Below are 13,946 nucleotides of genomic sequence, written 5' to 3'. Positions count from 1 at the left end.
ATACTCAAGAGATTCTTCACTATTATTTATATTTAATCTATTATTGTAACTAAAACTGTCATATCATCCATAACTTCTTTTCTACCTCTTAATGCATAACTTAATATTGAATTTGCAATTGTTTGAGGATCTTTATCCATTATAATCTCTAAATATTTTTCTAAGGACTTTTTAACATCCATATTTACGGAGTCGACAATACCATCAGATATCATTACAATAATATCGCCCTTTCTAATAACTCTTTTAAAAACATTATAATCAAAGTTTTCTAGTATACCCATCGGTAAGCTCTTGCCAACTATTTTATCTACTGTTCCACCACTTAAAATATATGTTGGTGCTGCTCCAGCTTTGTAAAGTCGAATTTCCTTTTTACTATAATCTATAATATTTAAATCAAACGTTACGTATCTTTCATCCTCAAATTTAAGCATTAAAATAGAATTCAATGTTTTTATTACTTGTTCTTCGGAAAAATCAGCATTTATAAAACTTGATAATAAATCTACTGCAACATTACTTTCATCAAAGGCTTCTTGCCCTGAACCAATGCCGTCGCAAAGAACAGTATAATATTTATCGCTTCTTCCTTCATATGCAAATGAATCACCTGATACAGGACTTCCATCCTTTATTGCAGTAGCATTATAAGTTCTAATTTTTACTCTTTTAATATTTTTAAATTTAAGCACATAATAATTTGGAGATGCTATAACTCTTTCGACACACTTAACTTTTATACCGCTTAAATTTCTAACTATAAGGACAATAGCCGCTTCTGTTTCTTCCGGTGTTTTCTCAGTTTTTACAGTCAAACTTAATATAATAGAATCTCCATTTCCTGACATTACTTCAAAGAACTTAAGATTCATATTTTGCCATAACAATTGTTCCTTTATTTTATTTTTAGCTTTATCCGAAAATAAATTAAACTTTTTTTTCTTATTACTACTTCTACTTCTTCTTTGTTTCATTAAAAAAGGCTTGTCATTTGAAACTGAAGTAGAAGCTGCTTCCATTATAGATTTAGGTATTCTGTTTAACTCAGAACTTTCATCTTTAGATTTAGTTATGCTTTTTTTTCTATTAATATATTTTTTTTCTTTAATAATCTTAATACCATCATTTATCAATGCTATACTGCTAAAAATAAATAATGCTTCAAAAATATTAAGCATAAAGCTATTTATGTTAAATTCTCCAAAAACAAGAATTGCAGTTTTTGAAAAAAATAAAACAGCAGCTCCATAAACAGAAATTAATAAAACCGATTTTTGTTCTTCATTTCTAAAACTATAAAAAAACAAATAAATAGCAATTAATATTACACTATAAACAAAATTTAATTGAATACTAAATATTGCTAGAAGCATTACCAATAACATGGATATTGACGGTCCTCTGTTATAACAATAGGTACTTAAAACTATAATTGCGAAAGGAAAAATTTCTTCAATTATACTATATCTTGAAATAAAAAAACACACTAAAAATATTAACCAATTTTCTTTAATGTGTATAAATTCTTTTTTAAATGTTTTTTCTTTTGCTTTATCTAACATAATATCCCACCCCTACTATTAATACTCTTTATAATAGCAGAAGGATTTGTAAAATACTGTCAAAATATGATTTTAAATAAAAAACACTGAAAAATTAAATATGATAATTCAAATTATTCATCTATCATATCTCCTCCAAAACCGATACCTTTAATAAATTTATTATCATTTTTATTTTTGTCTATATAGATAATTTCGTTAGGTTTTACCATTTTATACTGATCTCTAGCTATTTTTTCTACTAACTCCAATAGCTTTTCATCATTATTTATTTTTTCAACATCTTCCTTTAATTCTTCAATGCTATTTATCGTTTCAGATTTAATTGAATTTTTTTCAGCAATTTGTCCATCTAATTCATCTATTAGTTTATATTGATTAAAAGCTGTATATGCAAAATATAAAACAAAAATAGTAAAAATAACATTAACTAAATTAAATTTTTTTTTCTTTTTTTTAGGAGTCTCAAGCTTTTTATATTTTTTTTGTTCTTTTATTTCTCTTTCTTGTCTTCGAAAATCATCATGATTTATTTTTCTTTTCAACTCTATTATTTTTTTTTGATCTTCTTTCACTTCGCTTTTGCTCCTTTCTTTTTCTTTTGTTTATCCTTTTAGTATGTTTCCTTCTATTATATAACAATTTTCTATTTCTGGAAACCTTTTTTAGCTTAAACTTAAAAAATTTATATCTTCGCTTAGTTTTATCTATTATTTTTTTAATTTTTAATTTTATAGGATATAAAACTGCTTTTATTTTTTTTACAACAAATTTCAATGGATAGACCATAAAAGAAATAATTCTTTTAATATACCTTAAGAGTATATCAATTATTAATATAAAGAGCTTTAGGATATAATTGCTTATGCCATAAAAATATAAAAGCGCACCTAATAAAAATCCCATTAATATAAAAAATCTAACATTTCCATAGCTAATATCAAATATTAACTTAATGCTTATATAAATACTAATTATCCAATAAACAAGATCACCAACTGCTGTGCCTATAGAACCAAGTTTTACATAATACCTAATAAGCCTGTATATATCCCAAATGAATCCAAGAAACATTCCACCCATTACAGATACTATAAGCATATATTCTTGAGAATAAGGTAAAAAATCCATAATAATATTACCTAAACAATTTTTTAACTAAGCTTACTTTTTCTTTTTGACCTTCATAATCAGAATAAATCAATGAGTTAATAGTTCCTTTAACAATAAGCTTGCCTTCATCTACATTAAGCTTACTTATGTTAAGTTTCTCCCCCTTAATTGTTAACTTGCCTTTCAAGGTAATCAACACTACAACTTCATCATTAAAGTTATCCACATTCTCTACACCTGTTACATTAAGTGTTTCTTTATTTTCTAGCAGTATGCTTTGTACAGTTTTTTCATCCATAAAAAATCCCCCTAAACTTAATCAAGCTCACATAGAGCTAGTTTATTAATTATATGTTTGACTTAATTTAAATATAACCAGTGTTTTAGTAGTGCTTAAACATTAACGAACAATAGTAAACAAAGTTAAAGTGAGAATTTGTGCGTTGCACAAATCCTCATCAACATTTTTTAAAATTACTTATGATGTCTTTCTTTATAAATATCTTTAGCCAGTCTAGCATTTAGCATTGCTCTTTTTAGAGACTGAATGCTTTGCCGTGTTTGTATTACCCTACCAGATTTCATTAGAATAGCGGCTTTGCCGTTTTCTTTAAATTCCTCTTCTATTGAATTAACATCTATAAAACCGTACGCAGCATCATGATCAAGTAAAGGTTTACGAACATTGATATAAATGTATATCAATTCGTCATTTATTACAACTGGAACTTTGTTAGTAATGCCAAGTTCAGCTCCATAGTTTATTCTATTGTGAAACAAGCTTATATTATAATAATCTGCCAAATTCTTTACGCACGTTTCAATTGTTACAGTTTTGATAAAAGATTCTGCAGAAGTAATAATTTCCGTGCAATTTCCTAAATCATCCAGGTAAATTGGCAGCATAGCATCAATTTTGTTAGATTTCAATAACTTTTTCATATAATACACTTTCCTTAAAACATTTTTATATTTAAATTTCAATAAAATTAAAATGTTGAAAACTTATCAGATTCCTTCTTCAATTATATTATACTCCTGATTTTACTAAATTTTTTTATTAATATATAATTCAATTACTAGCAAACATTTGTCAGTAAGGAGATGATATAATGGACTCTGATATTAACTATATTATTCAAGAAGCATTAAATGGGGACATGAATTGTCAGGAAACTTTGCTATTAAAATTACATCCACTTATTTATAAAAATATATACAAGTATTATCAAGAATCAGATAACAATATAGAAGATTTAACTCAAGAAGGGTATATTGTAATATTGCAGTCACTTAAGAGTTATGATGAAAATCGCCAAGTACACTTTCTAAGACATGTAAAATCTAATATTGACTACTTTTATAAAAATTATTTTAGAAATACTAAAAATCTTAGAAAAACAATCAGCTTAAATAATACAATGGAAGATATGAATATCGAATATGAAGATATTATTGATAGTCAATACGATTTACTTAAAGATATAATCGAACATGAGGAAAAGAAAGAACTATCACAAGAAATAGCGAAATTATCTATAAAGGAGCAAACTATACTTAATTTATATTACAACGAAAAATTAAGTATGAAACAAATTTCAAATAAATTAAATATAGCTTATAGAACAGCTATCAGTTCAAAATATATAGCTATAAAAAAATTAAGGAAATTTATGAATGTGACTCATGGAGGTGAAAGAAATGGATGAAATATTAACACTTATAGGAAATTTTGGATTTCCAATTGTAGTGGCAGTATACCTTTTAGTGAGAATTGAAAAAAAACTATCTGAATTGACAGAATCAATCCATGAGCTAACTACCGCCATAAAAAGCATGTAAATAAGGTCTTGTGTCGCCTACGTTGGAAACGAATAATGAATCTACTTCGATTTCACTTGTAGGGTTTGCATTGTATGCAAACCGCGGGACGCATACAATGCGTCCCCTACAGAATATTGAAAAGAAGTTATATCAGTTTATCTAATGCCTGTTTTAAATCTTCTATTATATCTTCGACATCTTCTAATCCAATTGACAATCTTACTAACCCTTCCGAAATACCAGATAAAGCTCTTTCTTCAGGAGTATATGGTGAATGTGTCATCGAAGCAGGATGCTGAATTAACGTTTCAGTATCTCCTAAACTTACTGCCAAAGCACACAATTCAACTGTATTCATCAAGGTTCTACCTGCTTTAAGTCCCCCCTTAACCTCAAAGGCAATCATAGCTCCAGGCAACTTCATTTGCTTTTTAGCCAAATCATATTGTGGAAAACTCTTTAATCCTGGATAACTAACATTATCTATAGCAGGGTGTTCTTCTAGGAACTGTGCAACCTTCTGAGCATTCGAGCAATGTTTCTTTATCCTTATTTCTAATGTTTTCATTCCTCTATTTATTAAATATGCATCAAATGGACTAAGAACAGAACCTGTCATATCTTTAATTCCAACAAGTCTAACTTCATTTATAAACTCCTGTTTACCAGCAGCAAATCCTGCTATAACATCACCATGACCGTTTAAATATTTAGTGGCAGAATGAACTACTACATCTGCACCTAATTCCAGCGGCCTTTGAATATAAGGTGTACAATAAGTATTATCTACTACAACAATACAGCCCTCTAATTCATGTGCTATTTTAGAAATTTCTTCAATGTCAGAAATAAGCATATTTGGATTCGCAGGACTTTCTAAATAAATAACTTTTGTATTTGGCCTTATAGCTCTTCTTACATTTTCAGGATCAGACATATCAATAAATGAAGTTTCAACTCCAAATCTTGATAATCCGTGATTTAAAAAAGCAAAAGTGCATCCATATAATGTTTTTGCTGCCAATACATGATCCCCACTTTTTAAAGCTGCCCAAAGAACAGAAGTAATTGCTCCCATACCTGAACCCATTGATACTGCAGCTTCCGCATTTTCTAAATTTGCAAGTTTATTTTCAACTTGAGTATTAGTTGGATTGCCAAGCCTTGTATAAATATAGCCATCTTCTTCTAATGCGAACCTTTTACCCCCTTGTTCTGCAGAATCAAATATAAAAGTTGATGTTTGATAAATTGGAGTAGCTAAAGCACCATATTCATTTTTTTGATAACCAGCATGAACCGCTCTTGTCGAAAAACCCATCTTGCTTAATTTCTCCTTATCCATTAAAATCCTCCTTATATTATTATTACATATTTATTCATTAAAAACGTTTTCATGTATATTCTATACTAACTCAAAAGAATATGCAAGAAAAAAGTAACCTCCTAAAATGTTAGGAGGCTAACTTAATTAGAACACTTTTATATCCCTATTTCGTCTAAAGCTTTTAGATTATAACGATTAATTATATCGATTAGTTTAATTGGATATTGCGAATCTGTAGCATATCCTGCTCTTCTTAAAGCCCAAGCACCTTTACTGCTATCATACATAACATCTCTATAGATACTATATCTATCAGCTGTAAGAAGCAACTTATTATGGTCATCCCAACTTTCGTTAATATTATTATAAGCTCTAAAATAATCATCAACTCTATAAGCTACACCATTGTATTCTTCCCATGTATTAGAAATAACTGACCCTGCAGAACCAGATCCCTTAATTCCGAATAAATTATAAGAAAATTGTCCCGAATACTTATCTACTGGAACACTTTGTCCCCATCCTGTCTCAAGTATTGCCTGAGCTGTCTGTAAAGCAGCAGACATACCTGTATCTTCATATGTATCTTTAGCTAATTCAGAAGCCATATCAATAAATTTATTTTTTTCTATTATTGGCAAAGGTCCATATATTTTATTTTGATATATAGTGAATTGAACATATTCTGATTCTATTTTTTTATTCGAATTATAAATACCTTCCGCTTTAATTTTCCATGTTCCAGTATCTCCTTGACTAGGTGTATACCCATTATCAATATCCCTTTCTACTCCAGTTACTGTGTTAACCATAGTATATTTTAAACTATCTAACGTAACATTACTTAAAACATTAAGTTCAAAATCTCCAGTAACAACCTGATTAGGTCCTATTCCCTTGAGCAAAAGTTTAGGAGTTCCAGACACATTAACATAAACAGGAGCACTAGTATATGTTTGTCCCATAGTATCCTTTACTTTTACGTAAAGTTCCTTTTTCCCAGCCATATCAGGACCAGGAAACAATGTGTAGCTTCCAAAGCCTTCTTTGGATAATGTAATTTCTGAACCTGTTATTGTATCCCTCATTATATATTCAGTTTCACTTACATTAAAGTTTGTTGAAGCACGCAAAGTTATAGGTCCATCAATAGATTGCCAATTAGAAACTCCTCTCAATGATACTTGAGGAGAAACATTAACATTAACAGTTACAGCATCACTGGGATAAGAATTATCATTAATATCGTAAGCTATTACCTTAATAGCTAAATAACCATTATCCTCCATTACAGGAATCATTGTAAAAGAACCTTCAGGATCCCATTTAGGTGATATATATACATCGCCAGTACTGCTATGAATCATCTCATATTTTACATAAGCAGGAGTAAAGTTCAAATTAGCACTAATTTCAGTTGAATTTTTTATTATCTGATTTTCGTACATTCCATTTAAATATACTTTTGGAATTATGTTTACTTCTACTGGTATAGCATCACCAGCCAACAACGTTCCATTACTGCCATAAATTGCAGCCACAAGTATCTTCTGTCCATTATCCTCTATACTTGGATTCCATTTAAAAGATGCTTCTAAATCAGTTCCTCTAGCTATAACAAAGCCTTTAGCAGTATCTCTATTAAGCAATATGTATTTTATTTCTGATGCTTTTTCTATATTTGACATTACTGATTTCAAATTTATAGTACCATTAATAACTTGTCCAGAGTTTACAGATGAAATTTGTATGTCAAAAAAATTTTCTATATTAGAACTTTTAGTAGAATCAATATAAACCATTCTTGATAAATCATCCCATTCTATCCCTACTCCTAATGCATTACTAACAACTCTCAAAGGCACGAATGTACGTTCATCAATAATCTGAGCAGGAACATCACTTAAATTATATATTTTCTCATTATTCGTATTGTACTCTATTAAATAACTGTCAATTCTCAACAACACCGACATGTCATCTTTAATAATTTCGACAGTTCTATCATCATTATCCCAATTAACTTGCGCACCTAATTCTTCTGAAATAATACGAATAGGTACTAAAGTTCTATCATTTTGAATGAATGGTTCTGGAGTAGCAATAATGTCCTCTCCATCTACCATTAATTTAATAGAACTGTTTGCCAATACATCTGGCGTAACCAACAAAGGTAATAACAATACCATCATAAATGATATTATATACCGCCATTTAAATAGATTATTTCTTCTTGCCATTTTTACACTCCTCAATTAAATTTGCCCCACGCCTTAAGCCAATACTTCTTTTGCTTATGACTATATTATACCATATAATTTTTTCATAATATTACAATATAATTATATGAAAAAATACTTACCTTCCATCTTTTGAATAGAAATTCATTATTTTTTCCCAAACTAATTGAGTTTCTTTAAAGGTACTATAATGTTTTTTAACATTCCTATTGTATTTTTCTAATTCATCTAAAACCTTCATAAATTCAGAATGTTGAAAATAATCACAAATTTTAGGTAAAGTAATTTTTAAATTTTCTCGCATTTCTATAATTAAATCTTCATAATTTTCACGTTGTGTTATATAAAGCAATAGTGGCTTATATCGAATCCATCCTATGCAAGCTTTATAAAATCGAGTAATTATTTTATCATTGTTAGCCTCAACAAACTTCAGTCTTGTAGGTAACACACCATCTAACAACCTATTATAAGTAGAGAAACCATCATGAAACGTATAACATGGTACTCGGAGAACTTTTCTTTCGCTCAAGCAAGTACTTAAAAATGTATCCTCACCTCTTGCCCCTGGAGGATTATAAAAAGGAAAAACTCTACTTGGATCCTTTAAATTAATACATAAATTTGCACCAGAAATGAATTTTGCTTGATTTATTTCTGGAACTTTTATGGCAATCTTGCTTGTTAAAATTTTAGTATCAGCGTATGTTACCCCACCATTATCCATAACTTTCATTATATTATCCCAGTTTATTATATCATTACTGATAGCTTCGATAAATAATCGAAAATCGTTTTCTGTCATTGTTTCATTAAACTTAATATGTGGAATAGGTGATATATAACCACAATGATTCCCGTGAGTTATATCCGCTTGATTAATATATCTTAAATGAGTTGAGAGAACCTGCTGACCACCCCAAATTGCAGTATTCTTAGTATTAGTAACTGCCATAGGATACTCATCGTCATCAAAAAAAATCAAGTAATCCATATTCTTTTTAATTGCATAATATAGTATAGCATTACGTTTAGCTGCATATCCTTTTCCAAAAATTAAAGAAGCTTCACCATTACTAATTATATTTTCATTTTCTAAATAATCGATTTCTTCTTTAATAACTGAATTTCCAATAAACTCACTACTATCAATTTGTTCCATTATATCTGGACGCAAACTAGTATAATCAGTAACTTTTGTTTTGTTGTACGTAAGGTCATAGGCAACAAAAAGGTTTAAACTTAAATTGTTATTTTCAACTAAACCAGATTCATTCCAACTGTATATGTATGTTCTAAGAACCTTTTTAAAACTCTTTCTTCCAGTTGCAAAACCAATACCTATCTTAATATTCTTATTTTCTTTCATCTTACTCCCCCTTTTACATAAATAAACACTCATTAAAAATATTATAGAATTAATATATTTAGCCTTAATTTTACTAAATATTATGCACTTATTTACATTATTATTGAATTATATCATAAATAAACAAAACTGTCAAAATCACTGCATTATGCAATATTGCTTTGCAGAAAATTCCACATTTTTCTTTTATACCCTTGACAAATATTCATATTAATGTATAATTTAAAAAATCCTGGGATATAATTTTCATCCCAGGATTTTTCCTTAATTTTTAAACCAATATTCCTTAACTAATGCAACCATTACCCCAATCATTCCTCCTAGAACCGCACCAATAACTATATTCATTGAATTACTTGGGCTTGTCTTCTGTGAAGGTGCAATTGGTGGAGATGGTAAATATATACTTGTTTTTACAACGCTGATTGTACTAGATTCAAGTTTGCCAGCTCGTCCTGATTCATAATATTCAGTTATTATTTCTTGTTCTTTATTAAGTTCATCTAAATATTGATTATACATTCGCATAGAATTTTCAATGCCATTAATAGCTTGCTTATTTCCAACAATATCATTTTCTATTTTAATATAATTTGGATTCACCGTATTAACTGGAATTACATAATCACTTTCATTTGTTAATTTTGTCTGTATCTCTAAGCTAGCTTCTCCTTGATTGATTAACTTAGGTGTTTGAGCTAATAATTCTTCATTTCTAATTAAGGTTTCTTTTGCAATATCCAAAGAATCTTCCAATGTATTCAATTCAACAATAAAATGATTATAATAATAACTAATTGCTCTCTCTTTAGTCATTACATCCATAAATTCTAAATAATTATCGAATAATGTTTGAGCTAATTCTAGTGATTCTTCTGGATTATCTGCTGATACAGATATTTCAAAGCTATTTTGCACTAAACCAGCCTTAGTTTCCATATTGCCAATAGAAATTCTTTTCTTCAAACTCTCCATTGAAACTTCTTCATATCCCATGTCCTTAATTGTATTTAAAAGAACATCATTACTTATAAACAAATTAATATATTGCTCATTTGTAGTTATTGGCAATTTATATTCTCCATATCTTGTGTGATAAGATTCTGGCATACTAATTACTACATCTAGCTTTGTATTATAAACTGGCGATAATACAAACATACTAAACATACCAGCCAATATCGCAACTATCAAAGTAAAACTAATTATCATTTTTTTTCTTTTCCATAAAGCCATGATGAGTTCTCTTAAATCTATTTCATCTTCATAATATTGTACATTATTTTGATTTTCGTTCATATTTGCTCCTCATAATAAATATTAAATTCGTATCGATTTATATTATATCAGAAATTTACTAAATGAACAATTATAAAATAATGTATATTTAATGCATTGGGTGCACTGGGGACAGTCCCCAGTGCACCCAATGCATTTCCTCAATTAAATCGTAAGGTTATTCCAACTAACCCAGAAATAACAATATAAAAAACTGGATGTTTATTAGATTTCCTTATAAGATAGAAAACAACTACAAATAATAATACTTTAATTAAATCTATGCTAGCAATTAATCCAATTAAACTATTAGCAATTAAATCAGTTTTTACTATTGCAATATAAAGAACTTCTAACCCAGCTACAGCAATTAATGCTGTGACAGACGGTCTTATGCCATAAAAGGCATAATTAATGTTTTTATTATTCTTAAAACTATGTAAAAATCTAGATACTAATGCTACTATTATAATACAAGGAATTATTTCAGAAATAGATGCTATTATTCCTCCTAACGCACCTGCAACTTCATACCCAACATAAGTTGCCATATTTATACCTATAGGACCTGGTGTTGATTCAGATATTGCAATCATATCAGTTATAAATGATACTTCAAACCAACCAGTTCTTTCAGCTAAATCTTTCAAATAAGGTATAGTTGCTAAACCTCCGCCTACTGTAAACAAACCAATCATAAAAAATTCATAAAATAATTTTAAGTATATCATTCTTTTATCCTCATTTTATTTACTAATATTCCAGTTATTGCACTTAACACTACCAGAATAATTGGCGATATATCAAATAATAACATAAGAGTAAATGTTATAAAAAATAAAACAATACAAATTTTATCTACAATACTTTTTTTCCACAAATTTACTACTGCATTAAAAATTAATGCAGATACACCAATTGTAATTCCAGCAAAAGCATGCCTTACTATTTCTACATCTTTAAAATTAGTAATAAAGGATGCTAAAATTGTAATTATTATGATACATGGTGAAATAATTCCTAGTGCTGCAGCTACTTCCCCTTGAATACCCTTTTTCCTATAACCAATAAATGATGATACGTTTATGGCAATTATACCTGGCAATCCTTGACTTAATGCATAAAAATCTATAATTTCTTCATCCGTAACCCAGGATTTAGTTTGCACTATGTCTTTTTGAAGAATTGGAAGCATAGCCATTCCTCCGCCAAATGTAACTGAACTTATTTTAAAAAAAGTCCAATAAATGTCTAATAATTCTATCAAACTAATACCTCCATTATTTACTTATAACAATTATAGCATTATATTTGTTCTTTGCAATGGAAATTAAAAAAACTCTCAATTTACTGACAAGGTAAATTTTCTATTTTGTCAGCAATCTGAGAGCTTCATAATTTTATGATATTATAAAAACATTGTTGTGAAAAATGGTACAAATGTTACTACCAATAAAACTAATATCAATGCGCCTATCATTCTTATTATTTGTTTCGATATATCTTCCATTGATATCTTTGATATAGCTGATGCAACAAATAAATTTATTCCATAAGGTGGTGTACAGAATCCTATAGCCAAATTCATAGTAAGCATAATACCAAATGTTACAGGGGACATACCTAAAGATGTAACTACAGGCAATAATATTGGACTCAAAATTATTGTAGCTGGTATATTATCAATAAACATACCTACAAGTAATAGGAATAAGTTTATTAACAATAATATTATTATACCATTATCTGTAATACCTATTATGGCATTAGCAATCATTGCTGGAATTTGTTCCATAGTCAAGTACGCAGCAAATGCTGTTGAAAGACCTACCATAAAAGTTGTAGCACCATTAACTACTATTGCATCTTTGAATGATTTATATGAGCCCTTTAAATCTAACTCCTTGTATACAAAAACCCCTACAATAAATGAATATACTACGGATATTACAGCTGCCTCAGTTGGAGTAAAGAAACCAGAATAAATACCGCCTAGTATAATTACTGGAGACAAAATAGCCCAAAATGCATCTTTAAAAGCTACCCATCTTTCATTCCACGTAGATTTAACTTTCTTTCCTCTATATCCATTCTTTTTTGATACAATATAAGTCATTAACATTAATGCTGCTCCCATCATAATGCCAGGCAAAAAACCAGCAGTAAACATATCAGTAATTGAAGTCCCTGATACTACTCCATATATTACAAAGGGAATACTTGGAGGAATAATTACTCCAATCGTTCCAGCTGCAGCAGTTAATGCAGTACTAAATGATTTATTATATCCATGGTTTACCATTTCAGGTATCATGAATGCTCCAACTGCTGAAACAGTTGCAACTGCAGAGCCTGAAATTGCAGCAAAAAACATACACACTACAACGGTAACCATTCCTAATCCACCAGTTTTATGTCCGATGCAGCTTTCAAAGAAATTTACCAATCGTTTTGCAATACCACCACTACTCATTAAATTTCCAGCAAGCATGAAAAATGGAATAGCTAATAATGGAAAACTATCTACCCCAGCTATAGAATTCTGAGAAATCATTAACAGAGGTATGTCGGAATATATCATCAAAGAAAGTAAAGTTGATATTCCAATTGCATAACCTATTGGAACTGACAAAAATAGCAAAACAAAGAATATACCAAATAAAGTTACTGCTTCCATTCTGTATTACCTCCTTCTGCTACTTCATTATTCATATTTCTAAAATCACTAATAATTTTAGGTATTAATCTTAAGCAAATAAGTAATGAACTTATAGGAAGTGACACATAAACAAAAGCTAATGGTATTCTCATACCAGACGATAATGCATTTCTGCTAATCATAGATTGACTTAACTTCAATCCATTGTATGCTAAGAATAAACTAAATGCAAACCATATTAAATAAGCTATGATTTTTATCGCTTTTTTAACTTTTTCATTTTTAATATAAGTGTAAATTAATTCTACCTTAATATGTTCATTGTATTTTAAAGCAGTACTTGTACCTAACCAGGTTTGCCATATGAATATGTACCTAGAAAATTCTTCTGTCCACGATAGTGAATAATTAAATACAGACCTCATTATAACTTGTGCAAATACTATAATTACGTTAAATACCAGACTGCCAACCAACAAGTATTCTTCGAATTTATCATATATTTTTATTATTTTATTCATATACTATCTCTTCTTTCTATATGGCTTGGGACAAATATAAATTTGTCCCA

The 13,946-nt window shown here is 28.9% G+C and carries 15 protein-coding genes; 2 read left to right on the top strand and 13 right to left on the bottom strand.

Going from position 1 to position 13,946, the window contains the following annotated elements; all coding sequences use genetic code 11:
- Window positions 1–32 precede the first annotated feature (32 nt).
- The 5 genes from U8307_RS11840 to U8307_RS11820 all read right to left on the bottom strand — a co-directional run bounded on the left by U8307_RS11840 (window position 33) and on the right by U8307_RS11820 (window position 3,620).
- Window positions 33–1,565 carry a SpoIIE family protein phosphatase gene (locus tag U8307_RS11840; RefSeq protein WP_326908148.1) on the bottom strand — a complete coding sequence of 511 codons (1,533 nt, stop codon included), beginning with the start codon at window positions 1,563–1,565 and terminating at the stop codon, window positions 33–35.
- A 113-nt stretch (window positions 1,566–1,678) separates the two neighbouring features.
- Window positions 1,679–2,140 carry an FtsB family cell division protein gene (locus U8307_RS11835; protein WP_326908146.1) on the bottom strand — a complete coding sequence of 154 codons (462 nt, stop codon included), beginning with the start codon at window positions 2,138–2,140 and terminating at the stop codon, window positions 1,679–1,681.
- Window positions 2,088–2,696, bottom strand: a complete 609-nt coding sequence (gene yabQ, locus U8307_RS11830) for a spore cortex biosynthesis protein YabQ (RefSeq protein WP_326908144.1) — start codon at window positions 2,694–2,696, stop codon at window positions 2,088–2,090. The genes U8307_RS11835 and yabQ overlap by 53 nt, the downstream gene beginning before the upstream one ends.
- Before the next feature lie 7 nt (window positions 2,697–2,703).
- Window positions 2,704–2,976, bottom strand: a complete 273-nt coding sequence (gene yabP, locus U8307_RS11825; RefSeq protein WP_326908142.1) for a sporulation protein YabP — start codon at window positions 2,974–2,976, stop codon at window positions 2,704–2,706.
- A gap of 176 nt (window positions 2,977–3,152) precedes the next feature.
- Entirely contained in the window at window positions 3,153–3,620 is a 468-nt protein-coding gene (locus U8307_RS11820; protein WP_326908140.1) for a hypothetical protein, read from the bottom strand.
- Between the two features lie 170 nt (window positions 3,621–3,790).
- Between U8307_RS11820 and U8307_RS11815 the strand changes: the two genes are divergently transcribed.
- Window positions 3,791–4,387, top strand: coding sequence for an RNA polymerase sigma factor (locus tag U8307_RS11815; protein ID WP_326908138.1), 597 nt, complete (start codon window positions 3,791–3,793; stop codon window positions 4,385–4,387).
- Entirely contained in the window at window positions 4,380–4,520 is a 141-nt protein-coding gene (locus tag U8307_RS11810) for a YvrJ family protein (protein WP_326908136.1), read from the top strand. The genes U8307_RS11815 and U8307_RS11810 overlap by 8 nt, the downstream gene beginning before the upstream one ends.
- Before the next feature lie 127 nt (window positions 4,521–4,647).
- Here the strand turns inward: U8307_RS11810 and megL are convergent, their stop codons facing one another.
- The 8 genes from megL to U8307_RS11770 all read right to left on the bottom strand — a co-directional run bounded on the left by megL (window position 4,648) and on the right by U8307_RS11770 (window position 13,896).
- Window positions 4,648–5,847 (bottom strand): methionine gamma-lyase, encoded by a 1,200-nt coding sequence (megL, locus tag U8307_RS11805; RefSeq protein ID WP_326908134.1) that lies wholly within the window; start codon window positions 5,845–5,847, stop codon window positions 4,648–4,650.
- Between the two features lie 137 nt (window positions 5,848–5,984).
- The gene (locus U8307_RS11800; protein ID WP_326908132.1) at window positions 5,985–8,069 is read right to left on the bottom strand and encodes a stalk domain-containing protein; all 2,085 of its coding nucleotides are present in this window, start codon (window positions 8,067–8,069) and stop codon (window positions 5,985–5,987) included.
- Window positions 8,070–8,187: 118 nt separating this feature from the next.
- Complete coding sequence (locus tag U8307_RS11795; protein WP_326908130.1) at window positions 8,188–9,438, bottom strand: hypothetical protein; 1,251 nt, start codon at window positions 9,436–9,438, stop codon at window positions 8,188–8,190.
- A gap of 264 nt (window positions 9,439–9,702) precedes the next feature.
- Window positions 9,703–10,737, bottom strand: coding sequence for a Wzz/FepE/Etk N-terminal domain-containing protein (locus U8307_RS11790; protein ID WP_326908128.1), 1,035 nt, complete (start codon window positions 10,735–10,737; stop codon window positions 9,703–9,705).
- Window positions 10,738–10,877: 140 nt separating this feature from the next.
- Window positions 10,878–11,447, bottom strand: coding sequence for a chromate transporter (locus tag U8307_RS11785; RefSeq protein ID WP_326908125.1), 570 nt, complete (start codon window positions 11,445–11,447; stop codon window positions 10,878–10,880).
- Window positions 11,444–11,983, bottom strand: a complete 540-nt coding sequence (locus tag U8307_RS11780; RefSeq protein WP_326908122.1) for a chromate transporter — start codon at window positions 11,981–11,983, stop codon at window positions 11,444–11,446. The genes U8307_RS11785 and U8307_RS11780 overlap by 4 nt, the downstream gene beginning before the upstream one ends.
- Window positions 11,984–12,124: 141 nt before the next feature.
- Entirely contained in the window at window positions 12,125–13,393 is a 1,269-nt protein-coding gene (locus U8307_RS11775) for a TRAP transporter large permease (protein WP_326908120.1), read from the bottom strand.
- A complete protein-coding gene (locus tag U8307_RS11770; RefSeq protein ID WP_326908117.1) occupies window positions 13,381–13,896 on the bottom strand; it encodes a TRAP transporter small permease in 516 nt (171 codons plus the stop codon). Before U8307_RS11770 ends, U8307_RS11775 begins: the two co-directional genes overlap by 13 nt.
- Between the last annotated feature and the right edge of the window lie 50 nt (window positions 13,897–13,946).

This window comes from Sedimentibacter sp. MB31-C6 (assembly GCF_035934735.1).
Classification (GTDB): domain Bacteria; phylum Bacillota; class Clostridia; order Tissierellales; family Sedimentibacteraceae; genus Sedimentibacter.
The sequence above is the reverse complement of the archived record's forward strand: the minus strand, read 5'-3'. Positions and strand labels throughout refer to the sequence as shown.